We start from the raw sequence: 26,015 nt of genomic DNA, 5'->3' as shown, positions 1-26,015 counted from the left end.
TTCAGGCCTGAGGGTCGGGCCATGACTTCTTCGCGGCTGACGATCAGCGAGTTCGCCCGGCTGGTGGGGCTGGCGCCGAGTGCGTTGCGCTTCTACGACGACTGCGGCGTCCTCCCGCCCGCCTCGGTCGACGAGACCAACGGCTACCGGTACTACGCGCCCTCGCAGGAACGCCGGGCCCGGTTGCTGCGGGACCTCCGTGAGATCGACCTCCCGCTCGCCGAGGTGCGCGTCGCTCTCGACGCGGAGCCGGCCGAGCTCGCGGCGGTCGTCCGTGCTCACCTGCGGACGGTAGAGGCGAAGACCGCCGCCGCCCGAGCTGCCGCCGACCACCTCCTCACGCAACTGTCGGCCGACCGGACAGTGGTCGTCCTGGGCGGCCCCGAACTGGCCAGCGCCATCCGCCAGGTCACCCCCGCCGCGGCGACATCCGGAGAGCTCGCGGTGCTGGAGTGCGTGCTGATCGAGCTCGGCTCCGACGAGGTGACGTTTGTGGCGACCGACCGCTACCGGCTGTCGATGCGCACGTTGCAACCGGTCGAGTTCAGCGGGGCCGCGGCGCGGTTGCTGGTGCCGGCGTCTGAGCTGAGCGGGTTGAGCCGGTGGGTTGCCGCCGGTGACGTGGTGCGGATCGAGGCCGGGCTGGGTACGGCGGTGATCGTGCGGGACGGGCAGGAGCGCGAACTCACGGTGGCTTCGGGCGACTATCCGGCGTACCAGGGGATTCTGCAGGGGCTGACACCTCCGGAGTGCCGGGTGGTGGTGGATCGGGCGGCGTTGCGGGCAGCGCTGGAGGGCCGCGAGGTTGTTGCCTTTGACATTGATTCGGCTGAGCTGCGGATCGACGACTCGGTCAAGCTCGAGGTGATCGGTTCGGGGTCGATCAGGATCGGGTTCACCGCGTCGCTGCTGGCCGCGGCGTTGGACGCGAGTGTCGGGCCGGACGTACTCCTCGAGATCTGCGCTCAGGACCGGCCGGTCGTCGTCCGCTCGGCCGACCAGGGCACGTTCACCACCCTGGTGATGCCTGTCCGGCTGGACGGTTGAACCGCAGCTACTACGGCTGGCTGGCAGGATCCACACTCTCGGCGTTCGGCGACAGCGCGCTGTTCTTCGCGCTCGGCTGGGCGGCAACCGGGATCGCCCCGCAGGTCGCGGGGCTGGTGCTGACCGCGTTCACCCTGCCGCGCGCCGTACTCCTGCTGCTCGGTGGCGTCCTCGGCGACCGCTGGGGTCCGCGCCGTGTCCTCCTGGTCTGCTCGGTCCTCGTCTCCGGCTGTTGTTTCGGTCTGGCTGCTGCCGTGGGGCTTGCCGGCACCTCAGCCGGGCTGCTGATCCTGACGGCGGCTGTCATCGGGACGGTCGACGCGTTCGCGCTACCGGCCGCGGGTGCGTTGCCGCGGCTGTTCGTGCCCGATGACGAGCTGGCGAAGGCGATGGCCCTGAGTACGTCGGCCAACCAGATCGTCCGCCTGGCCGGTGGCCCGATCGGCGGGCTGCTCGTCGCCGCGGCGGGCGTGGTGGGTGCGCTGATGGTCGACGGGCTGACGTTCGCCGTCCAGTTCCTCGTCCTGCTGGCGATCAGGCCGCCGTACGACGTGAAGCCCCGGCTGGACCGGAAGTCGGTGGCACGGGACGCGATGGACGGGATCCGGGTGGCCTGGGCGGATCCGGTACTGCGGGTCGTGCTGCTCGTGGTCGCGTTGGTCGCGGCGTTCGTGCTGCCGGTGACGTCGTTGTGCGTGCCGCTGCTGGCCCGGACCCACGGCTGGGCCGCTTCCCAGACCGCCCTCATCGTCGGAGCGGTTGTTGCCGGCGGGCTGCTCGTGACCTTGCTGGTCGCGCGCTTCGGGACCTTCGAGCGCTCCGGGCTGGCCGGCGGCCTCGGCTGTCTGCTCGCGGCCCTAGGGATCACCGGCATCGCCCTGTCACCCGCCGCGTGGGCGGCGACCGGCGCCGCGCTCATCCAGGGCATCGGCGTCGGGCTGTTCACCTCTCACCTGGCCCCGCTGTTCGTCCGCAGTTCGCCGCGCTCGCACCTGACCAGGCTGCAGTCGCTGCTGTCGTTGGCTCAGACGATCCCGCTGATCGCCTCAACCAATCTCCTGGCGGCCCTGGAGATCCGGCCTGCGCTCATCCTGTGTGCCGGGTCGACTGCCATCGCCGGTCTGGCCCTCGTCCGGCTCGAACCATTGACAACATGTTGTCGAAATGACAGTATGTTGTCTATGAACAAGACAGCTTATGTGGGCGTGTACGAGACGTGGGCGGACTGGGAGGTCGGGCATCTGCTGGTCGAGTTGCGGACCGGGCGGTTCACCGGTGAGCAGTGGACCATCGTGACGGTGGCCGAGTCGGCCGAGCCGGTGACGACGATGGGTGGGTTGCGGGTCGTGCCGGACCTGGTGCTGGCCGATGTCGAGCCCGAGAACGGCGACCTGCTGGTGCTGGCCGGGTCGGCGCTGTGGGACGAAGGTCAAGGGGAGGCGTTCACGAAGGTGGCGCAGCGGTTCCTCGAGGCCGGCGTACCGGTCGCGGCGATCTGCGGGGCGACGGCCGGGCTGGCTCGCGCTGGTCTGCTCGACGACCGCAAGCACACCAGCGCGGTGAAGGAGTATCTGCTGGCCACCGGCTACCAGGGCGGGGACAACTACGTGGACGAGCGCGCCGTGGTCGACGGCGACCTGATCACGGCCGGTCCGGACTCGCCGGTGCAGTTCGCCCGGGCGACGCTCCAGCGGCTCGGGCTCGCATCGGACGAGAAGCTGGACGCGTACGAAGGCGTGTTCCATCGCGCCGATCCGTCCGCCTACCCGGCGCTCGTCGGCTGATGACTGTTCCTCCGCGCAAGGACTGGCCGCAGCCGGATCCGCTGCCGGAAGGTGGTGTGCTGGTGACCGACGTCATCCTCGCCACCTTCCGGCTGAACGCCCGGCTGATGGAGGCCGCCCAGGACCTCGCCGCCCACGGCGGGCTGACCGCCGCGTGGTGGCAGGTCCTCGGCGGCGTCCTGGACGAGCCGCGGTCGGTGGCCGATGTCGGGCGGATCATGGGCGTCAGCCGGCAGGGCGTGCAGCGGATCGCCGACCTGCTGGTCGACCGCGGCCTGGCCGAGTACCGGCCGAACCCGGCCCACCGCCGCGCCAAACTGCTCGCCTGTACCGAGGCCGGCTACTGGGCGATCCGGCAGATCTCCGTCGCCCAGCACCCGTTCGCCGAGAAGTTGAGCGCGGACCTCGACCTCGACGAGCTGCGGACGACACTCGCCACCATGCAGGCCCTGATCACCAGGCTGGAAGAAGCTTGACCGTCAGGCTCCGCCCGTACGTGTGGTGAGTGGTGAAGGTCAGCCGCGTCCCGGTCACGGTCCGCACCACCTGTACGCCGGGTTCCGTTGAGGCCGGCCGCAGGTACTGCGCCCACAGGTTCACCGTGATCGTGTCGCGTGCCGTGGTCGGGTCGGATGCGGAGACCGTGATCGTGCGGTCCCGATGCCGTTGCAGCAGCACCGATCCCGGCCCGTCGATGGACAGACCGGGCAGATTGTGCTGACCGGGTCCGAAGCTGTTGGCGCCGGTCAACCCGAGCCCGAGGTGATGGATCGCCTGCAACCGGGGGGTGTTCGAGAGCACCGCCACTCGCCCGTGCTGGTAGGACCGCAGACCGGATTCTGTTGCATTAGGCACCAATGCGTAGGCGAGCGACCGCTTGGACCCGGCCGGTTGCGCGACGGTCAACCCGAAGACCTGCTTGGTCACCGCGGTGTCCGGGTTCGCGGTCCGCACCACCCGGCGGCTCCGCGTCACCTGCTGCAGCTCCACCGAGACCTGACTCGGCTGTAGGAAGTAGTAGCCGAGCGACACCCCGCCGTTCGCGTACCGCAGCCACCGCGGGTCCGTCGTACCCGTCCCGCTCCAGGCGCTGCCATCCCGTCGTACGCCGGTGATCGCGACGGCATCACCGGGAGCCGCGATCCGGGTGTCGAGTGTCGTCGTTACTGCCCGGGTGTCGTCACCGACGCCGGCGGCCAGCACGACGATCCCGTCGTCGAGCATGAACCACGACTTGGTCGCCTCCGCATTGCGGTAGACGACGAAATCGTCGGGGAGGATGTCGCGCGACGCGTAGGCGAAGTCACTCGACTGGACCCAACCGACCGCGCCGTACGCACCGAGCGTCGCGCCGCCGGAATGCGGGTTGGTCCCGGTCGGAAAGTAGACGTAGGTGTTCTGCGACTCACTCGAGGGCGTGAAGTTCAGCGGGTGATCCGGGTTGTCGTAGTACGCCGTCCCGTACAGCTCCGGGATCGACTTGCGGACCTCGACCGGCGCGGTCACACCGCCCAGCGCGTACGGCGACACGGTCGTGAAGTAGTCGACGCCGTACGACAGGGTCTGGTCCTGACCGGCGAGGTAGAGGTAGTGCGCGCCGTCGCCCTGGAACCAGGGGAGCAGGTTCTCGCCGCTCATGTACTCGTACTTGCTGATCCGGTCCGAGTTGCGGGCCAGCGCGAACGCGAACCCGGGCCGCCGGTGCACGGTCCGGTCCATCGCGTTGAACGCCGTCGTACTCGCGGCCGGGTTGAGATCGGCCGGCACGATCGCGGGATCGGCCGTGATGTCGGCGAACCGGGCGATGCTGACCGGGGAGACGAAGCTGTTCGGGTTGATCGTCGGCTGGGCGGTGAACTTCGCGAACGACTTGAGCCGCGCCGCGTCGTCGCCGGTCGCGTAGTCGGCCAGGTCGACGATCGCCTCCACCACGACCGCCACGTCGGCGTACCCGGTGGTGGTCCGGGAGACTGCCCGGCCCTTGACGATCTCCATCATCCAGCCCTCGAAGATCAGCGGTGCGAACCCGTGCTCGACCCATCCCTGGACCACGCCGACGAGATCGTCGCTCTGCGCGTACTCCGTCCCGGCGAGCACCTTGATGGTCTGGACGACCCGGCTGAGCAGGCCCTTCCCGTACGAGCCGGTGTACGCGACGGACGAGTGCTGGATGAACGAGCCGTCGGCGTAGTACCCGTCGGTGACACCGTGCTGGAGGTTGTACGGGTCGATCGTCGCGAACACGGTGAACTGGTCCTGCAGCGCCTTGCGGATCCGTGCGTCGTCACCCATCAACGCCCCCTGCAGCACCCGGTTGGCGGTGATGTCGACGAGGTTGGCGCCGGTGTGGAAGCGCGAGTCCAGGTCGACGTCGCCGTCCTTGCCGTTGCGCAGGTAGGCGTCCATCGAGGGGACGTACCGCGCCACCAGCGCGGCCGGCGCGTCGAGGAGAGCGAGCGTCTTCGACACGTGGGTCGAGATGCCGATCTCCCAGTTGAACCAGTTGCCGTAGTACCCCTTCGACTGGTCACCGTAGTAGTTCTCGTGCAACCAGACGAGCTTCTCGGCGACCCGGGCGCGGACCTGCTCGTTGCCCTGCAGATCCGAGGCCGGGCCGGGACGCTTGGTCGCCAGCGCGATCTCGTAGAGGTGCTGGTACGACGCGTTGAGGTTCGGATCGCTGGTGCCGAGGGCCACCCCGGCGAAGAGCTCACCGGCTCCGGCGTTGTCCATCGCGGTCAGCCAGGTCCGGGCGGTCGCGTCGAGAGCGGCCAGTTTGGCGGCGACGTGGGGGCGGGCATTCGACTCCGGCGTACCGGCGTAGATCGCGACCGCGTTGGCGAGCAACTGGCTCGCGTCGGCAGTGGTGGTCGCGATGGCGCCCGCGGCGCGGGCGGTGGGGGCAGGGTTCACCGCGGTCAGTAATGCGGTGGCGGGCACGAACGACAGCAGGCGGCGGCGGGTGATGTGCACAAGTACTCCCAGGCGGATGGGAAAATCCTCACCCTGGGAGTCAACCAGCCGGAACTATCCTTCGGCAACCGCTTGCTGGTGTTAGGAGCCGCCGGCGCCTACTAGCTGGCCGTCGATGGACAGGAGGCGGATGGTGCCGCCGGTGGCCTTGGTCGGGATGACCATGGCGGCCTGGTAGAGGTAGTCCTGGTGCAGGGTCTGGGTGTACTTGACCATGCTGCTGAACGCGGTCGCCTCGCCGCTGGTCCAGTAGGCGTTCGAGCCCGGCTCGACCCGCTGCAGGTACTGCTCGGTGAGGGTGAGGAAGACCAGGGCCTCGCCGGTCGACGTGATGAAGGTGAGCGGCTCGCCGGACGGCTTGAAGGTGTCGGCGACGCTCGCGATGTACGTCTCCTTGGTGTCCGCGACCTTCGCCTTGGCCCGCCGCTCCAGCAGAGTCGTCGTACCGGGGGAGGGGACGAACAGCTTGGCCTTGGCCGACGTCGCGCCCTCGGACAGGAACGCCGCGAGGTTGGTCGCGGCCGACGACGGCAGGCTGTAGAGCGCGTCCAGGTCGGCCTGGGTCGGCGTCCGCAAGCCCTCCATCGACGGGAGCTTCACCGACTTCAGCGGGTAGACCGTGTTCGTCAGCAGCCACGGCGTGCCGGCGCTCTGCCGCTGCCAGACGCCGAGCTGGCGGCTGCCGGGATCGGTCGAGATGCCGGAGCTGACCACGAACCGCATCGGGTACGACCCGAACTCCGGGGCGCCGATCTGCGGCTCGGTGAAGGTGAACGGCTTGCTCCGGTCCTTGCCGGCCGCGTCGAGTTTGCGCCCGATCAGGTAGCCGGCCCGGGTCTGGGCCAGCGTCGGGTCCGCCTCGATGGTCTCGGCCACCTTGGCGTCGCGGGCCTGGTTCGCCTGGTTGTTGAGCTGGTTGTACCGCTGCACGACGGCCTGCGCGTCGGCCAGGGTGACGGCCGGCCGGGTCTCGGGCGCGGCCTCGCTGTTCTTGGCCGGCAGCAGGCCGCAACTCGTTGTCGTAAGCAACAAAGCGCCGCTGGCGAGCAGGGCCGCGGTCTTCCGCACGGCCTCGTCGCTGCGCTCGAACTCCGGTGACTCCTCGAGGCTCACGGTCTCCGGCTCGACCACGCGCAGCCGCACGGGCGCAGCGTCCTCGACAGGCGGTGCTTCTGCGTACGTCGCTTCGTCGTAGCCGGGCTCCTCGTCGGCGACCGCGCCGACGGCGATCAGGAAGGCCGGGGACTTCGCCTTCGCCACCGCGACGGGTGACATCAGCATCGGCGCCGTGGTGATCGACTCCCGCTGCTCGGCGGGGTTGACCGCCGGCGCCCGGTAGGCCGGGGCAGCCTCCGCCGCGGCCGGGGCGAACGGACTCGGGCCACCGAATGCAGGAGTCACTGGAGCGACGGGGGTCGGGGTGATTCGGGAGGGGGCGGCTGCCGGGGCGGCTGGGGCTTCTCTTGCCCGGCGGCGGAAGGTCAGCATCAGGCCGACGGTGAGCACCACGATGCCGGCGCCCAGCACCAGCAGGCAGATCCCGAACGCGCGGTCGACCTCGACGCCGAACCGTACGTCGGCGCCGACGGCCGGCGTCCCGTCCGCGTTCATCACGACGACGTCGTACCGGCCGTCCTGGATCGGCCAGGCGACGGACTGCCGGGCGGACCCGCCGGCCTGCGCGACCCACCAGTCGAGCTCGCCGGGCGGCGTCAGCTTGGGGCTGCGGCCGCGCATCTCCTGCGTGCCGTACGTCGCCGGCGGGTCGAACCGGATCAGCCGCGTGTGCGCCGTACCGGCCAGGTAGTTCGCGACGTCCAGGTCCTGCCCGACGCCGACGAAGAGCGGTCTGTCGCCGGTCGCGGTGACATGCAGGGTCGGTCCGTGCCGGTCGAGCAGGTGGGGCGCGGTGATGACGGCCAGTCCCTGGCTGGTGAACTGGCGGCTGCCGGTGCTGATGGTGTTGTCCGGGCCGACCAGCCAGAAGGCGGCGACCGCTCCGGCGAGGGTGACCACCAGGCCGGCCAGCGTCAGCAGCAGGCCCAGGGCGGTGCGGGCGAAACGCATGAAGAGCTCCCGTTGGTACGACGAGCCCGGGCCGCGGCGGGTGGACCGGGCAACGGGCACCCCCACGGCGGCCCTGTTGCGCCCCGTAGTTCACCCGTTGCTGTGAATAACTGAGCGAACAAGGATCTGTTACTGTTCCATGAATTAACGAATGGCGATTCGCAAACTCGGAGGTGCTGCGATGGCCCGGCCGCGGCTCGTCGGCGACGACGCGATCCTGGCCGCGACCAGGCAGGTTCTGGCCGAGTTGGGGCCGGCGAAACTGACGTTGGCCGCGGTCGGCGCGCGGGTCGGGCTGGCCCCGCCGACGCTGATGCAGCGGTTCGGCAACAAGCGCGGTCTGCTGCTGGCGTCAGCGGCCCAGGCGCCGCTGCTGGTGCTCCGGGCGGTCGAGGAGGCCGAGACGCGGAACACCTCGCCGCTGGCGACGCTTCGCGACTTCGCGCTGTCGGCCGTTGCTCATATCAAGCAGCGCGAGGAACTCGGCAACGGTCTCGGGTTCCTCCAGCTCGACGTGACCGATCCCGAGCTCCGCCAGCATGCGGTGGCCCACTCCGCCGCCATTGTCGACAGCTGCGCCCGGCTCTACCGGGCGGCCCAGGACGCGGGTGAGCTGCTGCCGCACACCGACGTACCGGCTCTCGCCCGGCACACCCTGGTCTGTTTCAACGGCGCCCTCCAGGTCTGGGCCGTGAACGGCTGGGGTTCGCTCACCGAATTCCTGACCGAGCAGCTCGACCTGATGCTCGCGCCGTACAAGGTGCCTCGGGCAACGACCTGACGATCGTCAGGGGTGGGGCAGGACTTTGGGTCACTGTGCCGTCTTGTCGTCGCTCGTAGTGTTGGGAGAATGACTACGAGGTACGACGGGGTCCGTCGGGCACTGGGTTCGATCGGCGTACTGATCGCGGGAGCGGTCGTCGTTCTGCTGCTCTATCCGGGTGGGTTGGGCACGACCGTGCCGGTGCGTGTGACGAGCGGTGAGTCGGCATCGGTGTTCCGGGCGGTGAATGAGGCGGTGGCTGATGCGCCGTCGTGGGTGGGCTCGGTGGTCGACGTCGCGGGCGACGGGCTGCTGCTAGTGCTGGGTCTGCTGTTGGTATGGACCGCTCTGCGTTGTCGCGATGCCCGGACCCTGGCCGGCGTACTGCTGACTGGTGTCGGGACTGCGGCCGCCTATGGCATGAGTGAGGCGCTGAAGTTGGTGGTCGACGAGGAACGTCCCTGCCGCGCGGTCTCCGGCGCCGAACTGATCGCCCACTGCCCGGCGATCGGCGACTGGTCCTTCCCCAGCAACCACGCCACACTCGCGGCCGGCCTAGCTGTCGGCATCGCGTTGCTGCGCCCTCGGCTGGCCACGGTCGCGTTGCCCCTCGCGGCCGCGGTCGTGCTGGCGCGAGTCGCAGCCGGCGTCCACTACCCGCACGACGTCGTCGCCGGCGCCGCCCTCGGTGCATCCCTCGTCGCCGCGATCCTCCTGATCGCCAACCCACTCGCGGCGAAAGCCGTCGGCTTGCTGACCAGAGGTCGCCGGATCGACGCCGACCTCTTGCTTAGGTCAACCGTTTGATCCACCCGAAAACCCGGATTGTCGGAAAGAAGGGTGTCGAGGCAACAAAACGAAAAGCCCAGGCCGTCGGCCTGGGCCTTGTCATGTCCTGACAAATGGAGCGGGTGACGGGAATCGAACCCGCACTGTCAGCTTGGGAAGCTGATGTTCTGCCATTGAACTACACCCGCAGTGCCTGGCGGTGGGACCAGCAGGCGGAGAAGAGCATAGCCGATGGGTGGGGTCCGGGCCACGGTGGGTCCGGCGCGCCGCGGGCGATCGGAGCCGATGTCTCGAGCTTGTGCACCAGGTGAGTAGTCCGGCGCGCGCCGACGGACGAACGGTGCGCACTGCGGACCGATGCCGGATGCATCGAAAAGGGGGTGTGGGGCGGTTTGCGCGGGGGGTTCTTGGGCAGTTTTCCACAAAGGGCACGCCCAGGACTGGGCAGGTTCGGCATCTTCTGGCAGATTAGAACGCGTTGCCGGGGGCAACATTCGACGCAACGTGAGGATGCGGTCCTCGCCGGGACCGGACAAGATGGTTGCGGGGCAACTGGATGAAGGGGTGAATGGTGGCAACAGACACGAGTGACGCGCTGGACAACCTGGAGAAGGAGCTCGTCACGTTGGCGCGCCGGCTGCGTGGTCTGCAGCGGACGCTGTCCGACGAGGCGCATCCGGATCTGGAGCCGGCGCAGTACGCGTTGCTGAACCACGTCGAGGAACTGGCGCCGGTGCGGATGGCCGACCTGGTGGCAGCTCTCGAGGTGGACAAGGGTCCGGTCAGCCGGGCCTGCGCGCGGCTGGAGGAAGAGGGTCTGCTGAAGCGTGCGGCCGACAAGTCGGACGCCCGGGCGACCCTGCTGACGCTGACCGCGGCGGGCAAGCGCAAGCTTGCGGCGGCCCGGAAGAAGCGGCACAAGGTGATCGAGGACCTGCTCAAGGACTGGTCGCCGGCGCAGGTGAAGACCTTCGCCACCCAGGTGTCGCGCTTCAACAAGCTGTCCGACTAGGGTTCGTTGCCTCAGGCCCCGAGTTGGCCGGTGCGCCGCAACGGCGCCGGATGATCGGGGCAGGGCGGCCGGACACTGCTGGAAGAAACTCGGGGAAGCCCGGGGACGTGGTCTCGCCGGGGAGCTGAGGGCTCCGGACGATCGGTCACCGGGCGCCGGGCCCCGATTGGGGGCTGAAACTGGGCGGACGAGCGGCACGCTGCTAACGTGCGACCGTGCTGCTCTCCGACCGTGACATCTTGGCCGAGCTCGACGCGAAGCGGGTCCAGCTGGATCCGTTCGATGCTGCGATGGTGCAGCCGTCGAGTGTCGACGTACGGCTGGACCGGTTCTTCCGGGTGTTCGAGAACCACCGATACCCGCACATCGACCCGGCCGAGGAACAGCCCGACCTGACCCGGATGGTCGAACCGGAGGGGGAGGAGCCGTTCATCCTGCACCCGGGCGAGTTCGTGCTCGGGTCGACGTACGAGCTGGTGACGCTGCCCGACGACGTGGCGGCGCGGCTGGAGGGCAAGTCCTCGCTGGGCCGGCTCGGGTTGCTCACCCACTCCACCGCCGGGTTCATCGACCCCGGCTTCTCCGGCCACGTGACGCTGGAGCTGTCCAACGTGGCAACGCTGCCGATCAAGCTCTGGCCCGGGATGAAGATCGGCCAGCTGTGCTTCTTCCGGCTGTCGTCGCCGGCCGAGCACCCGTACGGCTCGGCGAAGTGCGGCTCCCGCTACCAGGGCCAGCGCGGCCCGACGCCGTCCCGCTCGTACAAGAACTTCCACCGCACCGACATCTAGGCGGTCGGCGTCAGCGCGATCAGGATCGTGTAGAAGCTGCTGCCCATCGTGCTCTGCAGGTAGCTGCCGCCGTACTGGGTCACGGCGACCGGCGACTTCATCTTGCCGTTGAACAGGGACATGTCCGAACCGTTCGCACTGCCCGGGTCGGCACCCTGCGACGTCGAGCCGGTCGACGGCGACGAACCCTCGGACGGCGACGAACCTTCGCTCGGCGACGAGCCGTCGGACGGGGTCGAGCCCTCGGTGGGGGTGGCGCTGTCCGACGGGCCGCTCTTCACATCGTTGCCGGTGGCGGCGTCCATCAGCACCGGCTGGACCTCGGCCTGCGCGTAGATGATGCCGTGGAAGGCCGCGGTGACGTCCGGGATGATCCGGCTCGCCGACTCCTTGGAGTAGCCCCAGGTCTTCTTGCCGGTCGAGTCGTCCAGGCCGAGGATCTCTTCCTTCGCCATGTTGTCCTTGCCCGTGCACACGACCGCGTTGGCCCGGTCACCCAGGCAGGTGTAGTTCATCGAGTCAGCGGCGAACGGCGACTTGGTCGGTACGACGACGCCGGTCGCGATGTCGACGGAGTACAGGACGTTGTTGTACGTGCCGTCGTATGTCCCCGGCTTCGCCTTCACGTAGGAGTGACCTGACAGGTAGGCGCGCTTGGTGCCGCCGTTGCTCGCCGGGAACAGGTAGTCCTGCTTGACCGGAGTCTGCTTGCTGATCTTGCCGGTGGCGCCGTCGGCGACCACGATCGTGCCGTCGTTGGCGCCTTCCTGGTTGCCGCCCTTGGCGCCGACGACGACGCCGTTCAGCACCCCCGCCGGGGTGACGTCCGGGATGACGCTCGACTTCTGGGTCTTCGGGTCGGCGTAAACGGTGAAGGCCTCGGAGTTCTTGGGGCCGTTGTACGGCGAGACACCCAACGCGATCTGCCCGGTGGTGGCGTCGTACGCCTGACTCACCACGTCGTCAGCGCCGGCGCCGGGCCCGAGGGCCGGCGTGAGGTCCGCGATCACTTCGGCGACCTTCGTGCCCTCGGCGGCGTCGATCCACTGGAACACGACCTGGCCCTTGGCCTTCTGGGTGCCGTTGCCCTTGTCGGTCTGGGTATAGGCGATCGCGACGACGTCCTTGCCGTCCACCTGGACACCCATCGGCGCGCTGAGGTCCAGCGTCTCGGTGGTGTCCAGCTCGGTGGCGGGGTAGAACCAGGCCTTGCCCTGGGCGGCGATGTTGCGCCCGCTGATGCCTTCCAGACCCGCGATCAGGGTGGTCTGGCCGACCATCCCCGCGGTGAAGGTGTACTGGTTGTCCTTCTTGGTCGGCGCGACGCCGAAGGCGGAGCTGGTGACGAAGGTCTTGGGTGGGTCGAACGAGGCGACCGATGGTGTCGACGGGGTGCCGGCGGGTGTCTCGCCGCCGCCCTGGGCTCCTGCGTCGGAGCTCTTGTCGTCGGACCCGCCACAGGCGGTCAGCAGGACGAGGGCGGTGGCGGCGGTGGCGACTGCTTTGGCGGCCGTCGGACGCAGCATCGTTGGTTACTCTCCCCAGGTCGACCCGGAATGATCGCCTGAACGCTAGCAGTGACTCCGGGTCCTCACCGTCACCAGTCCCAGCCGCTGCAGCAAGTTGCAGACGGAGGCCGCCGCGCTGTTCACAGACCCCATCACCGGGCCTGCGAGCGTACGACGGAGAGCCCGGGGCGCCGGTTCCGCGGCTGCGGCTCGAGCCGGTCGGCCAGCCGGCGCAGTACGACGGCAAGCTCGTGGCGCGGAGCGCTGACGCGGTCGACCTTCAGGGCCTCCCGGACCTCCTGGCGCCGGGCCCGGGCCTCGGCGATCCGGATCCTCTCGGCGACGCGATAGCGCGCTACCTCTTGGTGTTCGGTGATCATGTCCTTGCTCCCCTCACAGTTGTCCCCGTGCTGTGCTGTTTTCGGCAGTGCTTCGCCCAGGTCCCGCCGGACCGTCGCCGGCGGAACCTCCTGGGTGGTGTGGATCAGACCTTGACGACGCTGATGTCGCCGGAGACCGTGCGGGCCCGCAGCATCAGCGCGCGCTCGCCCTCGGCCGGCTTCTGGCCGGGCTCCAGGTCGCACCGGATCCGCCCGGTAACGGTCTTCAGGTCCAGGTACGTCGGGACGCCGTCGGGGACCCCGATCTGGACGTCACCGCGGGCCGTCTCCGCCCGGACACTCGGTCCGTCGGCGATCTCGACCCGGACGTCGCCGGACCCGGAGGTGGCGACCGAGTGGTCCCGGATCCGCTCGATGGTGATGTCACCCGAGCCGACCTTGACGGTCGTCGGGCCGGCCGCGTCGCCGACCCGGACGTCACCGGAACCCGTGCTCAGCCCGAGCGCGTCGGCGGCCTCGTTGATGTCGATCGATCCCGAGCCGGTGCCGGCCCGGACCGTGCCCGCGGCGTGCTCGACCCGGACGTCACCGCTGCCGGTGGTGACGCCGAGGTCGCCCTCGACCCGCTCGATCCGGACGTCGCCGGAGCCGGTCGCCAGCCGCGCGGTGCCCAGCGGCATCCGCGAGCTGATGTCACCGGAGCCGGTCTTGATCCGGGCGTCCAGTGTCGACGGCGTGGCGATCCGGACGTGGATCTCCGGTCCGCGGCGGACGTTACGGGGGCCCTCGACGATCAGTTCGCCGTCGTTCACCTTGAAGACGACGTCCTCCTCGCTGCCACTGTCGACCTCGAGGGTGACGGCGGTCTCGGTGCCGTCGTTGGGGATGATTTCGACCCGGCCGGAGCCGATCTCGATCCGGACCCGGTCGATCAGGCTCGCATCCTCGACCAGCTGACTGGTGAAGCCGCTCATTCGACCCACCCCGTCATCCGCTGGCCCGGACCGCGGTGTCCGCGGTGGTCCCGGTCCCGGTCACGCCGGCCACGGTCGCGGTCGCGATCCCGGTTGCGCTTGCCACCGCGCTCGGGTCCGAAGACACCCTCGTCGCCGAAGGGCCCGTCGGGGCCGAACACGCCGTCCGGTCCGAAGACACCCTCAGGCCCGAGCGGACCGTTCGGGCCGAGCGGTCCGTCGGGGCCGAAGATGCCGCCACCGCGCGGCGGGCGCGGGGGCCGGGGCGGACGCGGTCCGCGGCCTCGGCCCCGGTCCCGCAGCTCGGTCATCACGGTGCGCATCAGCCACGCGTTCGAGGAGATGCCGTCGGCGGCGGCGGCCTCGTCCACCTTGTTCTTCACCGACATCGGCAGCCGCAGCGTGATCCGCGCGGTCGGCTCGTCGGCCTCCGGCGTGAGCGCCTCGTCCTGCTGGTCGTCGGTCTCGTCCTCGTCGATTTCGTCGTCCGTGTCGTCGTGGCCGGTCAGCTGGCTCGGGGCCGGCGTGACCACGAACTCGGGACGGCCACCGGCCATCCGGAGCTCGACCGAGCCGGGGGACAGCTCGCGGCTGATCTCCCCGGCGGCGTCGGACAGGGCTGAGATGAGGGCCAGCCGGCCCGCGTCATCCAGCGTGGCTCCGAGGCGCTGGGCCACGGAGCGAGTCTGATCGTCGGCCAGGGCGGTGGCGTTCTCCACGCTCCGCCGGACCGACTCGAGATAGTGATCAAGTTCCATGACTGCAACTATGACGTCATCATGACGTCACTGTCAACCCCTTCTGATGTCATGGTGGCAGCACGGGCAGAATGGGCCGCAGTCGGCGACAGGAGGAAGCGTGTCCAGAGGTGTTCTCGTCACAGGCGCGTCCAGGGGTGTCGGAGCGGAGGTCGCAAAGGTGTTCGCGCGGGCCGGCGACCGGGTCGTGCTGCACTGCCGCGGCGCGGTCGACCGGGCCGAGCAGGTCCGCGCCGAGTTGCCCGGGGACGGGCATGGGGTGGTCGCGGCCGACCTCGGCGATCCGGCCGGAATCCCTGTCCTGGTTGAGGAATCGGTGGCTGTCCTCGGCCGGATCGACGTGCTGGTGAACAATGCGGCGCTGTTCGTCGACGAGCCGGTCTCCGGTTCCCGCCGGATCGGGCATCCGCTCGCCGAGACGTCGTACGACGAGTGGGTGTCGGCGTGGCGTCGTACGCTCGCGGTGAATCTGGAAGGGGCCGCGCACCTGACCTGGTGCGTGGCCCGGCAGATGCTGGACCGGGACCCGGCTGACGGCGGCCGGCGGGGCGCCATCGTCAACGTCGGGTCGCGCGGGGCGTACCGGGGGGAGCCGGATGTGCCCGCCTACGGTGCCGCGAAGGCGGGACTGCACTCGTTGGGGCAGTCGTTGGCGGTATCGCTGGCGCCACATGACATCACGGTGACGTCAATCGCGCCCGGATTCATCGCCACCGACATGACCGAGAGCTTCCTGAGCGGTCCCGGCGGCGACGCGATCCGGGCCCAGAGCCCGTTCAATCGCGCCGCCACCGCCGAGGAGGTCGCCGAGGCGATCTACTGGCTCGCCTCCCCGGCGGCCGGTTGGTCCAGCGGCGCCGTCCTCGACTTCAACGGCGCGTCATACCTGCACTAGTAGACCTCGAGTTCGACGATGCGGGAGTAGGTGTTGCCGTTGCCTGCCAGGCAGAGGATGCGTACGGCGTCCGCCTCGACCGGATCGAAGGTCGACGTGACGTGGCCCAGGGTGTTCCCGCGGACCTGGGCCACGGTCTGCCAGTCGGCGGTGCCCTTGCGGACCTGGACGTCCCAGTCGCGCAGGCCGTTGGTCGCGGCCGGGTACTGCTTCGAGTCGAGGGTGTAGAGCTCGACGCGGCTGAGCGTGGTCGGCGCGGCCAGCGCGACGGCGTAGTTGTCCGGGAAGACCGCGCGGGTCCCGTCGTTCCAGCCGGTCAGGGTGTCCCAGTGCTCGGAGTCGTTGTCACCGTCGACCGCACCGCAGAGGGCGAAGTTGCCGTGCGTCGACGAGGCGGATGCCTGTTCGCCGAGGGCCACATTGCTGCCAGGGCCCTTCGGTGGCAGGGGATTCACCGTCACCGGGACCGTCAGCTTGGACCGGTCGACCTCGAGCTCGACGGAGTAGTTGCCGGGCTGGGTGTCGCGCGGCACCCGAACCTCGACCGGTGCGGAGACCGGCTGGTCGGGGTCGACCGCCGGGAGCCAGGACGAGAACAGTTCGCGGGACAGCTGCAGCGGACCACTCGGATCCAGGGTCAGGTCGGCGTACCGGTCCTCGGTGCCGGTGTTGGTCATGGTGAGCGTCAGAGTGCCCGGGAAGCAGGGCAGCCCGACGACGCTCAGCTGTTCGGGCTGGACCGAGACCTGTACGTCGGTCCGCGGTGGGTTGCTGGTTGCCTGGGGCAACGCGATCACGGTCGCCGCCGCCGCGGTTCCGAGCGCGACCGCCGACTGCCATCGAATCGTCATCGGTCTCTCCTCAGAGGGTCTGGATACCCGGGCGCCCGTCCTCGACGAGGAGTTTGGCGCGGGTGCTGACGGTGCCGTTCTGGACGCTGACCCGGTCGACCACCCGGTAGTCGGAGATCCACCGCTGCGGGGTGATGCTGCAGCTGACGTAGCCGCGCTGGAAGTTGCCGAACTTGATGTGCGGGTTCTCCTTGAGCAGGGTCAGGCCGCCGGGATCGAGGTCCATCCCGTCCATCCCGGACGTGATCGACGTACCGACGAACTCGGTGCCGACGGTCGGTGAGTCGGGATTGGTGAAGTCCAGCTTGAGGTCCGAGGCGACGCTGCGGTGCAGGTCGCCGGCGATCGAGACCAGGTTGCTGACGTTGCGCTGGACGGCGCCGCCGAGGACGCGGTCGCGGGACGCCTCGTACCCGTCCCAGGTGTCCATCGGGACCAGCACGTCCGGGCCGTCCTTGGTGTCGAGCCGGGCGATCGCGGTCTGGTGGGCGAGCACGTTCCAGCGCGAGCGCGAGGCGGACCAGCCGTCGAGCAGCCACTTCTCCTGGGCCGCTCCGGTGATCGTGCGGGCCGGGTCCTTGGTCTCCGGACCGGGTGCCTTGGTGCCGTCGCCGTACGCCTGGTCGGAGCGGTACTGCCGGGTGTCGAGCACACTGAACTCGGCCAGCCGGCCGTACCGGATCCGCCGGTAGAGCTGCATGTCCGGGCCTTTCGGCAACTGCGCGAGCCGCAGCGGCATGTGCTCCCAGTACGCGCGGAAGGCGTTGGCCCGCCGGACCAGGAACTGCGCGGGCGGCGCGCTCGGATGCGCCTCGTCGGCCCAGTTGTCGACCACCTCGTGGTCGTCCAGCGTGACCACCCAGGGCGCGGCCGCGTGTGCCGCCTGGAGGTCGGGATCCATCTTGTACGACGCGTAGCGGACTCGGTACTCGTCCAGCGTGACCGTCTGCTGGGTCATCCAGGGCTCGTTCGACAGCGGCCGGATGCCACGGTCGATCCCGAACTCGTAGATGTAGTCGCCGAGGAAGAACACCACATCGTGGTCGCGCTTGGCCATGTCGGCGTACGCCGTGTACCAGCCCTCCCACCAGGCCTGGCAGGACGCGAAGGCCAGTGACACCTCGGGGACGACCGCGTCGGCCGACGGTGCGGTGCGGGTCCGGCCGACCGGGCTGAGCATCCCGTTCACGCGGAAGCGGTACCAGTAGTGCCGCCACGGACGCAGTCCACGTACGTCGACGTGCACCGAATGGCTCGACTCGGGCCGGGCCTGGGTCGTGCCCTGGCGGACGATCCGGCGGAAATGCTCGTCCTCGGCGACCTGCCACTGAACCTCGACCGGCCGGCGGTCCATCCCGCCGAACGGTGCCAGCGGGTCCGGGGCGAGCCGGGTCCAGATCACCACCGCGTCCGGCAGTGGATCGCCGGACGCGATGCCGAGGGTGAACGGATCCCGGCGGTCGCCCCGGCCGGTCGCGCCGGCCAGGGCTTGGCCCACCTCGGGAAGACTGCCGCTCAGCGCGAGCGCGGCGGCCGCTCCGGTGACAGTCAGAAAGCTTCGTCGAGTACTACCCACACGCACGCTCATCGGCACCCGCCCACTCGATCATCGACTGTGATCACTTCTGCAACAGGTAAACTTCTACCTGTCTAACAGCAGATTACGAGAAGTTCTCACAGGTGGATGTGAAGTGACCGAATCCGGTCTCAGCGGCGAACGATGTCCTTCGCGGCCGGCGCCTTGATGCTGACCGGTTTGCCCCAGTCGGACGCCGTCATCGTCGCGCTGGCGCCCATCAGGTTGAACGACACCTTGTACATCAGGTGGTCGGCCTGGCCCATCCAGATCGTGTAGACGATCGCCTTCGGGGCACCGGCCGGCGCCTTCTGGCCCTGAGCCTTCATCGCCGCGGCCATGTCCACGGTGACCTCGTAGCGGTCGACCTTGCGGCGCTGGAGTGCCTCGGTCTTGACGTACGTCACCTTCGTCAGGCCGGCGTCGAACGCGTCGAAGGTCTTGGTCGGGCTCATCTCCTCCAGCATCGACCCGACCTCGGCCGCCATCGGGTCGTCCGAGTTGGGGTCGACCTTGAGGTACTTGCCCTTCGGCAGGTCACTCGTCTGCAGGTACGCGATGTCGTTGACCAGGATCAGCTTCATCCGGCCACCGAACGCCGCGCCCTTCATGTCGATCTTGGCTTTGACCGGATTCATCGACTGCTCGCCGGTGATGGTCATCTTCTGACCGCCGGTCTCCATCGTCATCGAGATCCGGACGGTGTCCTTGCCGATCATCCCCTTCTTCACGGCCGGCATGAAGCTGGTCGAGTCGAGGTGCGCGGCCGGGACGACCTTCTGCGGTGCGGCGGTGGTGGTCGCCGGCGTCGACGCCGGTGTGGACGGCTGGTAGCCGGTCGCGGCCGGCTCGCCGCCGCAGGCAGCCAGGCCGAGGACAAGTGGCACTGTCGCGGCCGCGGACAGCGCAAAGCGGAACTTCATGGCGGTGGATTCCTCCCCAGATGATGCAGACGCCGGATCTTATGGTCTGGACCACCTGCGGAGGAAGCCTTTTGCAGTTAGTTGCAGGTCAACTTTCGCCGCGTTTGACCGAGGCGAGCAGGAGCTGAGCGACGTCGGAGACCTCGACGGACTCGCGCGCCGTTCCGTCGGCCTGCTTCGCGGTCAGGCCGTCGGACAGCATCACCCGGCAGAACGGGCAGCCGGTGGCGATCTTGTCCGCGCCGGTCTCGACCGCCTCGGTGGTCCGGTTCAGGTTGATCCGGCTGCCGATCTTCTCCTCCATCCACATCCGCGCACCACCCGCGCCACAGCAGAACGACTTCGTCTGGTTCCGCGGCATCTCGGCGTACTCGGCACCGGGGATGATGTCGAGCAGCTCGCGCGGAGCGTCGTACACCTGGTTGTGGCGGCCGAGGTAGCACGGGTCGTGGTAGGTGATCTTCTGCCCGTTGAGCGAGCTGTCGGCCGGGGCGACCGGGGTGAGCTTGCCTTCGCGGACCAGGCGGTTGAGCAGCTGGGTGTGGTGGATGACGTCGAGCTCGACGCCGAGCTGCGAGTACTCGTTCTTCAGGGTGTTGAAGCAGTGCGCGCAGGTGGAGACGACCTTCTTGGCGCCGGTCTCCTTGAAGACCTCCGCGTTCTGCATCGCCAGCTGCTGGAAGACGAATTCGTTGCCGGACCGCCGGGCCGGGTCGCCGGTGCAGGTCTCGCCGTCACCCAGTACGGCGAAGCTGACGCCGGCGATGTTGAGCAGTTCGGCGACGGCCTGGGTGGTCTTCTTCGCGCGGTCCTCGAAGGCGCCGGCGCAGCCGACCCAGAACAGGTACTCGACCTCGGCCAGCGTCTCCACATCGGTGCCGACCTGCTTGACCTCGAACGGCAGGTCCTTGGCCCAGTCCATCCGGCCGGACGGGTTCATGTTCCACGGATTGCCCTTGTTCTCCAGGCCCTTGAACAGTCCGTTCAGCTCCGACGGGAACGAGGACTCGATCAGCACCTGGTAGCGGCGCATGTCCATGATCGCGTCGACGTGCTCGATGTCGACCGGGCACTGCTGCACGCAGGCGCCGCACGACGTACACGCCCACAGGGCTTCCTCGTCGATCACCGCGACGTCGGCGGCACCGACCAGCGGCTTGTCCTGCTCGGCGAGCACCAGCTCGGGCAGCGACTTGCGCTCGTCGTCGGACGAGGCCAGCAGGTACGGCGCCTTGGCGTACGCGTGCTCGCGCAGGTTCATCATCACCAGCTTGGGTGACAGCGGCTTCTCGGTGTTCCAGGCCGGGCACTGGGACTGGCAGCGGCCGCACTCGGTGCAGGTGGTGAAGTCGAGCAGGCCCTTCCAGGTGAAGTCCTCGACCTTGCCGACACCGAGGACCGCGTCCTCGTCCAGTTCCTCGATGTTCTCGAAGTCGATCGGCTCGCCCTTGACCATGATCGGCTGCAGCGCGCCGAGCGCCGTACCGCCGTCGGACTCGCGCTTGAACCAGATGTTCGGCCAGGCGGTGAACCGGTGCCAGGCGACACCCATGGTCGCGTTCAGCGAGATGGTGATCATCCAGGCGAACGAGATCAGGATCTTGATCATCGCGACCAGGTAGATCGCGTTCTCCAGCCCCTGCTCGCTCAGCCCGCCGAACAGCGCGTCGCCGAGGAAGAAGGTGCCCGGGAAGTGGAACTTCGAGCCGGCGCCCAGCTCGTACTCGAGGCCGCGCAGCAACAGGATGCAGACCAGTACGCCGAGGATCGTGTACTCGACGTAGTACGCCTGCCAGGCGCGCGATCCGAAGAACCGGCTGTACCGGGCCAGGTGGCCCTTCGGCAGGTTGAGCAGCCGGATCACGATCAGGCCGATGATCGAGATCAGCCCGGTCCAGGTGAGGAACTCCGTCACCCACTCGAAGACGAACCAGTGCCCGATGATCGGCAGCGCGAAGTGCGCGTCGAACAGCTGCCCGAACGCCGTCACCAGGCTGAGGAACAGCCCGATGAAGCCGAACGCGACGAACCAGTGCAGTACGCCGATGTGACTCCACTGCAGCATCCGGGTGTGGCCCAGCGTCTCCTTGGCCAGGGTGACGGAGCGCTGCCCGGGCTGGTCGGTCCGGCTGACCGGCTGACCGAGCTTGATGACGGACACGATGTGCCCGATCGTCTTGCCGAACAACGCGATGCCGACGGCGGCGATCGCGAGCGAGACGACGATGGCGAGGATCTGCATACCAGCGATGTTATTGGTTGGTTACCCGTGAGTCATGTCGGTGTCGGGCTCATCACGCCCGAGATGTGACCTTGAGCAAACCGACACAGAGCGTTACACGAGATCCATTGCCCGCGCAGTAGGCCAATCCGTAAGTTTCCAACCACTGCGAATGTAGGGATGGAAATGATTTCACGGGAGAGTGGGATGCGTCTTCAGCGGGCAGCGGTCGCGGGAATGATGTTGGCGAGCGGGGTGCTGGTCTCCGGAGCGGGTACGGCGACAGCCGCGCCGATCGCCGCGGACAGCACGGTCGCCAAGAAGTGCGACACCAAAGCGGTCAACTGGTACACGCGGGGCGGCAAGGAGGTGTACGTCGGCACGAACCTCTACAGCGAGTGGCTGGAGGGCCCGGGCCGGATCACCTACCAGAAGACGGCGACCTCGGAGTCGAACTCGTCCTGGTCCGGCGACCTCGGGGTGAGCATCCCGCTGGTGATCGCGGAGATCCAGAACAAGTACTCCAAGACCGTCGGCAAGTCGCACTCGGTCTCGCAGACCTGGTCCTACACGGCCGAGGTCCCGGCCGGGAAGATCCGCCGGCTGCACCAGCTCAAGCAGTCCTGGCGCGTCCAGGTGGTCCGCTGGCGCTACACGACCAGCGACTGCAAGAAGACGAAGGAGCTCAGCAGCAAGACCGCGACCTTCCCGGTCAAGAACCGCGACTACATGTGGATCCTCGTCGGCCGGGAGTGACCTACTCGGTGAGCCGGTGCAGCCGGGCGGCGACGGCCGGCAGCCGGCGATCCGATGGTGGCAGCACCGCATGCAGAGTCTCGAAGATCTCCAGGTCCTCGGCACCGGTTGATGTCTGGGCGAACCGCCACAGCAGGTCGGCATCGCCGGTGTCGAGGATCGCGCGGCGAAGCGTGGCGTCGAGCTCGTCGCGTTCGGCGCGGAGGGCGGGCGCATCGGAGCGCGCGAGCAACGGTCCGTCGTACCGGTCGAGAGCCGTGCTCAGGTCACCGTCGCGAAGGGCCGCCTGGACGTCGGTGACGTCGCCGGTGACCTCGGCGATGATCCGGTACGGCTTGGTGTCGAGGACTCCGCCGCCGAGCAGGTTCCGCAGCCGGTGCATCTCGGCCCGGACGGTGGTCGGGTTGCCTTCGTCGCCGTACAACTGGAGCATCAGTTGCTCGGCGGTGAGCCCGCTCGGGTGCAGCAGGAGCAAGGTGAGTACTTCGGCCCGGCGCAGGGTCAACGCGATCTCGCGACCGCCGACGACCGCGATCGGCTGGCCGGTCCCGAGCAACCGCAGCCGGAGTGACGGCCGGCTGCGGCGGACCGGCGTACCGGGCATGCGCAGCAGGTAGCCCTCGTCGAGCTGCTCGATCAAGCCTTCACGGCCGTCGCCGAGATCGATGCGGTCGGCACCGTCCGGTACGACGAGGCGGTCAGGCAACCACTCGAGCGGCTGTACGGCGAGCACTCGGCCGGTCGGCGTGAGCAGTGCGCCGGGTGCGTCGCCCAGGGCCATCAGGTGCCGCATGTTCCGGGCCCGCAGCATCTCGTCGGCCGCGGCCATCCGGACCTTCAGCTGCCCTTCCGCGAGCTGCGCCGCGGCTGTCACCAGCGCGACCATCGCGGGATGAACGGTCCGCAACGGTCCGGAGACGTCGACCGCTCCGAGCAGCTTGCCGGTGTCGGGATCGTGGACCGGCGCGGCGGCACACGTCCACTCGTGAATCCGGCGGACCAGATGCTCGGCCGAGTGGATCTGCACCGGTTGCCCGACGGCGAGCGACGTACCCATGCCGTTGGTGCCGATCTTGTCCTCCGACCAGATCGCGCCTTCGGACAGGGCGATCCGGTCGGCCCGGCGGCGTACGTCGGCCGCACCTTCGCGCCAGAGGATCATCCCCTGCGCGTCGGTGATGATCATGATGTGCGAGGCCTCGTCGGCAATCGACGTCAGCGTCTGGCGCAGTACCGGCAGGACGGCGCGGAGCGGATGGTTCTCGCGGATGCCCTCGACGACTCCGGTGTCGACGATCACCGGCGGCGCGTCCAGCTCGGGATCGACGGAGGCGGCGAGAGATCGCTCCCAGGACGCGGCCACCAGCGGGCGCGGCACGTTGGGCACCCGGCCGCCACCGAGCACCTCGTCGTACATCTGGCTCAACCGGCGGGCCTGCTCCGGTGCGTCCATCCAGCCTCACTCCGGGTTGCAACGTCCTTGCAACGTCACGCCACCTAGGTTCGGTCCACCGTCGAGCTCCGTAGGAGGACCTATGACGATCTTCGCAGTTCCCGGCAGTGATGGCAGCCCGGTCACGTACAAATCGCGCTACGAGCACTACATCGGCGGCGAATGGGTGCCGCCGGTCAAGGGCGGCTACTTCGAGAATCCGACCCCGGTCACCGGTGCGGTCTTCACCGAGATCGCCCGCGGTACGGCGGAGGACGTCGAGCGTGCCCTCGACGCCGCCCACGGTGCCGCGCCGGGCTGGGGCCGCACTTCGCCGGCCGATCGCGCCAACATCCTGAACAAGATCGCGGACCGGATCGAGGCCAACCTCGAGGCGCTCGCGGTCGCCGAGACGTGGGACAACGGCAAGGCGGTGCGGGAGACGCTGGCCGCCGACCTGCCGCTCGCGATCGACCACTTCCGCTACTTCGCCGGTGCGTTGCGGGCCCAGGAGGGGTCGGTCTCGGTCATCGACGACGACACCATCGCGTACCACTTCCACGAGCCGCTCGGCGTGGTCGGGCAGATCATCCCGTGGAACTTCCCGATCCTGATGGCGACCTGGAAGCTGGCTCCCGCGCTGGCCGCCGGTAACGCCGTCGTACTGAAGCCGGCCGAGCAGACGCCGGCGTCGATCCACGTGCTGCTCGAGCTGATCCACGACCTGCTGCCGCCCGGGGTGCTGAACGTGGTCAACGGGTTCGGCGTCGAGGCCGGCAAACCGCTTGCCTCTAGCAACAGAGTGGCCAAGGTCGCGTTCACTGGTGAGACCACGACCGGTCGGCTGATCATGCAGTACGCCTCGGAGAACATCATCCCGGTCACGCTCGAGCTCGGCGGGAAGAGCCCGAACATCTTCTTCTCCGATGTCGCCGCGTCCCGCGACGAGTTCTACGACAAGGCGCTGGAGGGCTTCACGCTGTTCGCGCTGAACCAGGGCGAGGTCTGCACCTGCCCGTCCCGTGCCCTGATCCAGTCGGAGATCTACGACCAGTTCCTGGCCGACGCGACCGGCCGGACGCAGGCGATCAAACAGGGCAACCCGCTCGACACCGACACGATGATGGGCGCGCAGGCGAGTAACGACCAGTACGAGAAGATCCTCGCCTACATCGACATCGGCAAGGAAGAAGGCGCTCGCGTGGTCACCGGCGGCGCGCGCGCCGAGCTCGAGGGTGACCTGGCCGGCGGGTACTACATCCAGCCGACCATCTTCGAGGGCGACAACAAGATGCGGATCTTCCAGGAGGAGATCTTCGGCCCGGTGGTCGCGGTGACGAAGTTCGACGACTACGCCGACGCGTTGAAGATCGCGAACGACACCCTCTACGGGCTCGGCGCCGGTGTCTGGTCGCGGGACATCAACACGGCGTACCGGGCCGGCCGCGAGATCCAGGCCGGCCGGGTCTGGACGAACTGCTACCACGCCTATCCCGCGCACGCGGCGTTCGGCGGGTACAAGAGCTCCGGCATCGGCCGGGAGAACCACAAGATGATGCTCGACCACTACCAGCAGACCAAGAACCTGCTGGTCAGCTACAGCCCGAACAAACTCGGCTTCTTCTGATGGTCGTGGCGAAGGTCGGGCTCACGGACGAGGCGGCGGAACTGCTGCGCCGTCTCACCGCGATGCACGGTCCGCTGATGTTCCACCAGTCCGGTGGGTGCTGCGACGGCAGTTCGCCGATGTGCTACCCGGACGGGGAATTCAAGACGGGGTCGGCGGACGTGCATCTCGGTGACCTGGTCGTGGACGGCCTGGACCGGCCGATCGCGTTCTGGATGTCCGCGAACCAGTACCAGTACTGGAAGCACACCCGGCTCACCGTCGACGTGGTGAAAGGCCGTGGCAGCGGCTTCTCGGTGGAAGCACCCGAAGGCGTCCGCTTCCTGATCCGCTCCCGCCTCTTCACCGACCAGGAGTCCGCCGCACTGGGACTCCACTAAACCGAGTGCCGACCGTCCGGTGGCGTTGCCGGACGGCCGGCACTCTTCATGTCCCGAGGACCGCCGCATAGATGTCGGAGCTGCTGAGGTCGGGACCGAGCTCCTTCAACCGCAGGATGGTGAGGCGCTTGTCGGCCGGTGCGTCGCGCAGGTGCAGAGCGTCGGCGACATGGGGGCGGTCGACGACATGTAGCCAGAAGGTGAGGTCGACTTTCCACGTGGGGGTGTGCAGGACGGCGTAGAAGCGTTCGTCGGTGATTGCCGGGGTCGGGCGGCGATCGCCGCGCTCGTCGCGGAAGTCGACGGTGCGGAGGTCGACGCGGTGGGCGAGGGTGGCCAGGCCCTCGAGAACTCTGGCTGGGGTGGCGTCGGGGGCGTCGAACATGACGTCGAGGTCGCGGACCACCATCAGGCCCGACAGCGCGCTGCCGATCAGCTGGGGCTGCCAGGGGAAGGCAGTGTCCAGCTGGAGCTGGTCAGCCAGCTGCCGGGCCTCGTTCTGGAGGGCCTGGGCTTGTTCGAGCAACGACATGGTGTCGACGGTAGG

Annotated in this window: 23 protein-coding genes and 1 tRNA gene; 11 read left to right on the top strand and 13 right to left on the bottom strand. The window is 68.7% G+C overall.

Annotation, left to right across the window (positions count from 1 at the left end):
• Nucleotides 1-21 precede the first annotated feature (21 nt).
• Genes ACGFIF_RS21880 through ACGFIF_RS21870 form a run of 3 tightly spaced genes read left to right on the top strand, consistent with a single transcriptional unit; the run spans nucleotide 22 to nucleotide 3,307 of the window.
• Nucleotides 22-1,047: a MerR family transcriptional regulator gene (locus ACGFIF_RS21880; protein WP_393156742.1), complete on the top strand. Its 1,026-nt coding sequence runs from the start codon at nucleotides 22-24 to the stop codon at nucleotides 1,045-1,047.
• Nucleotides 1,044-2,831, top strand: a complete 1,788-nt coding sequence (locus tag ACGFIF_RS21875; protein WP_393156741.1) for an MFS transporter — start codon at nucleotides 1,044-1,046, stop codon at nucleotides 2,829-2,831. Before ACGFIF_RS21880 ends, ACGFIF_RS21875 begins: the two co-directional genes overlap by 4 nt.
• Nucleotides 2,831-3,307 carry a MarR family winged helix-turn-helix transcriptional regulator gene (locus ACGFIF_RS21870; protein WP_393156739.1) on the top strand — a complete coding sequence of 159 codons (477 nt, stop codon included), beginning with the start codon at nucleotides 2,831-2,833 and terminating at the stop codon, nucleotides 3,305-3,307. Before ACGFIF_RS21875 ends, ACGFIF_RS21870 begins: the two co-directional genes overlap by 1 nt.
• Here the strand turns inward: ACGFIF_RS21870 and ACGFIF_RS21865 are convergent.
• Both ACGFIF_RS21865 and ACGFIF_RS21860 read right to left on the bottom strand, forming a co-directional pair.
• Complete coding sequence (locus ACGFIF_RS21865; protein ID WP_393156738.1) at nucleotides 3,285-5,804, bottom strand: polysaccharide lyase family 8 super-sandwich domain-containing protein; 2,520 nt, start codon at nucleotides 5,802-5,804, stop codon at nucleotides 3,285-3,287. The two genes, ACGFIF_RS21870 and ACGFIF_RS21865, sit on opposite strands and share 23 nt — an antisense overlap.
• Before the next feature lie 81 nt (nucleotides 5,805-5,885).
• Complete coding sequence (locus ACGFIF_RS21860; RefSeq protein ID WP_393156737.1) at nucleotides 5,886-7,871, bottom strand: hypothetical protein; 1,986 nt, start codon at nucleotides 7,869-7,871, stop codon at nucleotides 5,886-5,888.
• 181 nt (nucleotides 7,872-8,052) lie between these two features.
• Here ACGFIF_RS21860 and ACGFIF_RS21855 point away from each other — a divergent pair, with 181 nt between their 5' ends.
• Together ACGFIF_RS21855 and ACGFIF_RS21850 are read left to right on the top strand one after the other, a co-directional pair.
• Nucleotides 8,053-8,652 (top strand): TetR/AcrR family transcriptional regulator, encoded by a 600-nt coding sequence (locus tag ACGFIF_RS21855; RefSeq protein WP_393156736.1) that lies wholly within the window; start codon nucleotides 8,053-8,055, stop codon nucleotides 8,650-8,652.
• A gap of 69 nt (nucleotides 8,653-8,721) precedes the next feature.
• Nucleotides 8,722-9,441, top strand: a complete 720-nt coding sequence (locus ACGFIF_RS21850; RefSeq protein WP_393156735.1) for a phosphatase PAP2 family protein — start codon at nucleotides 8,722-8,724, stop codon at nucleotides 9,439-9,441.
• 96 nt (nucleotides 9,442-9,537) lie between these two features.
• Here the strand turns inward: ACGFIF_RS21850 and ACGFIF_RS21845 are convergent.
• Nucleotides 9,538-9,611: transfer RNA gene (locus ACGFIF_RS21845), tRNA-Gly, on the bottom strand.
• A 380-nt stretch (nucleotides 9,612-9,991) separates the two neighbouring features.
• Between ACGFIF_RS21845 and ACGFIF_RS21840 the strand changes: the two genes are divergently transcribed.
• Together ACGFIF_RS21840 and dcd are read left to right on the top strand one after the other, a co-directional pair.
• On the top strand, nucleotides 9,992-10,435 hold the full coding sequence (locus ACGFIF_RS21840) for a MarR family winged helix-turn-helix transcriptional regulator (protein ID WP_242002341.1): 444 nt from the start codon (nucleotides 9,992-9,994) through the stop codon (nucleotides 10,433-10,435).
• A 215-nt stretch (nucleotides 10,436-10,650) separates the two neighbouring features.
• Nucleotides 10,651-11,226: a dCTP deaminase gene (gene dcd, locus ACGFIF_RS21835; protein ID WP_393156733.1), complete on the top strand. Its 576-nt coding sequence runs from the start codon at nucleotides 10,651-10,653 to the stop codon at nucleotides 11,224-11,226.
• On the opposite strand, the gene ACGFIF_RS21830 is transcribed toward dcd, so the two are convergent.
• From ACGFIF_RS21830 to ACGFIF_RS21815, 4 genes are all read right to left on the bottom strand, one after another.
• Complete coding sequence (locus ACGFIF_RS21830) at nucleotides 11,223-12,752, bottom strand: hypothetical protein (protein WP_393156732.1); 1,530 nt, start codon at nucleotides 12,750-12,752, stop codon at nucleotides 11,223-11,225. The genes dcd and ACGFIF_RS21830 overlap by 4 nt on opposite strands.
• 134 nt (nucleotides 12,753-12,886) lie before the next feature.
• The gene (locus tag ACGFIF_RS21825; RefSeq protein WP_393156731.1) at nucleotides 12,887-13,114 is read right to left on the bottom strand and encodes a hypothetical protein; all 228 of its coding nucleotides are present in this window, start codon (nucleotides 13,112-13,114) and stop codon (nucleotides 12,887-12,889) included.
• Between the two features lie 104 nt (nucleotides 13,115-13,218).
• Nucleotides 13,219-14,049, bottom strand: coding sequence for a DUF4097 domain-containing protein (locus ACGFIF_RS21820; protein ID WP_393156729.1), 831 nt, complete (start codon nucleotides 14,047-14,049; stop codon nucleotides 13,219-13,221).
• Entirely contained in the window at nucleotides 14,046-14,807 is a 762-nt protein-coding gene (locus ACGFIF_RS21815; RefSeq protein ID WP_393156728.1) for a hypothetical protein, read from the bottom strand. The genes ACGFIF_RS21820 and ACGFIF_RS21815 overlap by 4 nt, the downstream gene beginning before the upstream one ends.
• Before the next feature lie 100 nt (nucleotides 14,808-14,907).
• Between ACGFIF_RS21815 and ACGFIF_RS21810 the strand changes: the two genes are divergently transcribed.
• Nucleotides 14,908-15,702: an SDR family NAD(P)-dependent oxidoreductase gene (locus ACGFIF_RS21810; RefSeq protein ID WP_393156726.1), complete on the top strand. Its 795-nt coding sequence runs from the start codon at nucleotides 14,908-14,910 to the stop codon at nucleotides 15,700-15,702.
• On the opposite strand, the gene ACGFIF_RS21805 is transcribed toward ACGFIF_RS21810, so the two are convergent.
• The 4 genes from ACGFIF_RS21805 to ACGFIF_RS21790 form a co-directional block, all read right to left on the bottom strand.
• A complete protein-coding gene (locus ACGFIF_RS21805; protein WP_393156725.1) occupies nucleotides 15,699-16,553 on the bottom strand; it encodes an NEW3 domain-containing protein in 855 nt (284 codons plus the stop codon). The genes ACGFIF_RS21810 and ACGFIF_RS21805 overlap by 4 nt on opposite strands.
• Before the next feature lie 10 nt (nucleotides 16,554-16,563).
• A complete protein-coding gene (locus tag ACGFIF_RS21800; protein ID WP_393156724.1) occupies nucleotides 16,564-18,141 on the bottom strand; it encodes an alkaline phosphatase D family protein in 1,578 nt (525 codons plus the stop codon).
• A 119-nt stretch (nucleotides 18,142-18,260) separates the two neighbouring features.
• The gene (locus ACGFIF_RS21795; protein ID WP_393156723.1) at nucleotides 18,261-19,052 is read right to left on the bottom strand and encodes a hypothetical protein; all 792 of its coding nucleotides are present in this window, start codon (nucleotides 19,050-19,052) and stop codon (nucleotides 18,261-18,263) included.
• An 88-nt stretch (nucleotides 19,053-19,140) separates the two neighbouring features.
• A complete protein-coding gene (locus ACGFIF_RS21790; RefSeq protein ID WP_393156722.1) occupies nucleotides 19,141-21,294 on the bottom strand; it encodes a (Fe-S)-binding protein in 2,154 nt (717 codons plus the stop codon).
• A 186-nt stretch (nucleotides 21,295-21,480) separates the two neighbouring features.
• Here ACGFIF_RS21790 and ACGFIF_RS21785 point away from each other — a divergent pair, with 186 nt between their 5' ends.
• Complete coding sequence (locus ACGFIF_RS21785) at nucleotides 21,481-22,029, top strand: hypothetical protein (protein WP_393156721.1); 549 nt, start codon at nucleotides 21,481-21,483, stop codon at nucleotides 22,027-22,029.
• Between the two features lies 1 nt (nucleotide 22,030).
• Here ACGFIF_RS21785 and ACGFIF_RS21780 read toward each other — a convergent pair whose 3' ends face one another.
• Nucleotides 22,031-23,482: a GAF domain-containing protein gene (locus ACGFIF_RS21780; protein WP_393156720.1), complete on the bottom strand. Its 1,452-nt coding sequence runs from the start codon at nucleotides 23,480-23,482 to the stop codon at nucleotides 22,031-22,033.
• A gap of 82 nt (nucleotides 23,483-23,564) precedes the next feature.
• Between ACGFIF_RS21780 and adh the strand changes: the two genes are divergently transcribed.
• Together adh and ACGFIF_RS21770 are read left to right on the top strand one after the other, a co-directional pair.
• Complete coding sequence (gene adh / locus ACGFIF_RS21775; RefSeq protein WP_393156718.1) at nucleotides 23,565-25,088, top strand: aldehyde dehydrogenase; 1,524 nt, start codon at nucleotides 23,565-23,567, stop codon at nucleotides 25,086-25,088.
• The gene (locus ACGFIF_RS21770; RefSeq protein ID WP_393156717.1) at nucleotides 25,088-25,468 is read left to right on the top strand and encodes a DUF779 domain-containing protein; all 381 of its coding nucleotides are present in this window, start codon (nucleotides 25,088-25,090) and stop codon (nucleotides 25,466-25,468) included. The genes adh and ACGFIF_RS21770 overlap by 1 nt, the downstream gene beginning before the upstream one ends.
• Before the next feature lie 46 nt (nucleotides 25,469-25,514).
• Here the strand turns inward: ACGFIF_RS21770 and ACGFIF_RS21765 are convergent, their stop codons facing one another.
• Complete coding sequence (locus tag ACGFIF_RS21765; RefSeq protein WP_393156716.1) at nucleotides 25,515-26,000, bottom strand: hypothetical protein; 486 nt, start codon at nucleotides 25,998-26,000, stop codon at nucleotides 25,515-25,517.
• Nucleotides 26,001-26,015: the final 15 nt, after the last annotated feature.

This window comes from Kribbella sp. NPDC049174 (assembly GCF_043197365.1).
Lineage (GTDB): Bacteria > Actinomycetota > Actinomycetes > Propionibacteriales > Kribbellaceae > Kribbella.
Note: the sequence above shows the minus strand (reverse complement) of the source record. Positions and strands in the feature narration are given on the sequence as shown.

What these genes read in the sequence shown, in the direction of transcription:
- ACGFIF_RS21780 (WP_393156720.1), bottom strand. Translation starts at nt 23,482, where the DNA reads ATGGACGCACCGGAGCAGGCCCGCCGGTTGAGCCAGATGTACGACGAG.
- ACGFIF_RS21820 (WP_393156729.1), bottom strand. Translation starts at nt 14,049, where the DNA reads ATGAGCGGCTTCACCAGTCAGCTGGTCGAGGATGCGAGCCTGATCGAC.
- ACGFIF_RS21880 (WP_393156742.1), top strand. Translation starts at nt 22, where the DNA reads ATGACTTCTTCGCGGCTGACGATCAGCGAGTTCGCCCGGCTGGTGGGG.
- ACGFIF_RS21870 (WP_393156739.1), top strand. Translation starts at nt 2,831, where the DNA reads ATGACTGTTCCTCCGCGCAAGGACTGGCCGCAGCCGGATCCGCTGCCG.
- ACGFIF_RS21830 (WP_393156732.1), bottom strand. Translation starts at nt 12,752, where the DNA reads ATGCTGCGTCCGACGGCCGCCAAAGCAGTCGCCACCGCCGCCACCGCC.
- ACGFIF_RS21800 (WP_393156724.1), bottom strand. Translation starts at nt 18,141, where the DNA reads ATGAGCGTGCGTGTGGGTAGTACTCGACGAAGCTTTCTGACTGTCACC.
- ACGFIF_RS21765 (WP_393156716.1), bottom strand. Translation starts at nt 26,000, where the DNA reads ATGTCGTTGCTCGAACAAGCCCAGGCCCTCCAGAACGAGGCCCGGCAG.
- ACGFIF_RS21790 (WP_393156722.1), bottom strand. Translation starts at nt 21,294, where the DNA reads ATGCAGATCCTCGCCATCGTCGTCTCGCTCGCGATCGCCGCCGTCGGC.
- ACGFIF_RS21825 (WP_393156731.1), bottom strand. Translation starts at nt 13,114, where the DNA reads ATGATCACCGAACACCAAGAGGTAGCGCGCTATCGCGTCGCCGAGAGG.
- ACGFIF_RS21815 (WP_393156728.1), bottom strand. Translation starts at nt 14,807, where the DNA reads ATGGAACTTGATCACTATCTCGAGTCGGTCCGGCGGAGCGTGGAGAAC.
- ACGFIF_RS21795 (WP_393156723.1), bottom strand. Translation starts at nt 19,052, where the DNA reads ATGAAGTTCCGCTTTGCGCTGTCCGCGGCCGCGACAGTGCCACTTGTC.
- ACGFIF_RS21785 (WP_393156721.1), top strand. Translation starts at nt 21,481, where the DNA reads ATGCGTCTTCAGCGGGCAGCGGTCGCGGGAATGATGTTGGCGAGCGGG.
- ACGFIF_RS21855 (WP_393156736.1), top strand. Translation starts at nt 8,053, where the DNA reads ATGGCCCGGCCGCGGCTCGTCGGCGACGACGCGATCCTGGCCGCGACC.
- ACGFIF_RS21840 (WP_242002341.1), top strand. Translation starts at nt 9,992, where the DNA reads ATGGTGGCAACAGACACGAGTGACGCGCTGGACAACCTGGAGAAGGAG.
- ACGFIF_RS21770 (WP_393156717.1), top strand. Translation starts at nt 25,088, where the DNA reads ATGGTCGTGGCGAAGGTCGGGCTCACGGACGAGGCGGCGGAACTGCTG.
- ACGFIF_RS21850 (WP_393156735.1), top strand. Translation starts at nt 8,722, where the DNA reads ATGACTACGAGGTACGACGGGGTCCGTCGGGCACTGGGTTCGATCGGC.
- adh (WP_393156718.1), top strand. Translation starts at nt 23,565, where the DNA reads ATGACGATCTTCGCAGTTCCCGGCAGTGATGGCAGCCCGGTCACGTAC.
- ACGFIF_RS21805 (WP_393156725.1), bottom strand. Translation starts at nt 16,553, where the DNA reads ATGACGATTCGATGGCAGTCGGCGGTCGCGCTCGGAACCGCGGCGGCG.
- ACGFIF_RS21860 (WP_393156737.1), bottom strand. Translation starts at nt 7,871, where the DNA reads ATGCGTTTCGCCCGCACCGCCCTGGGCCTGCTGCTGACGCTGGCCGGC.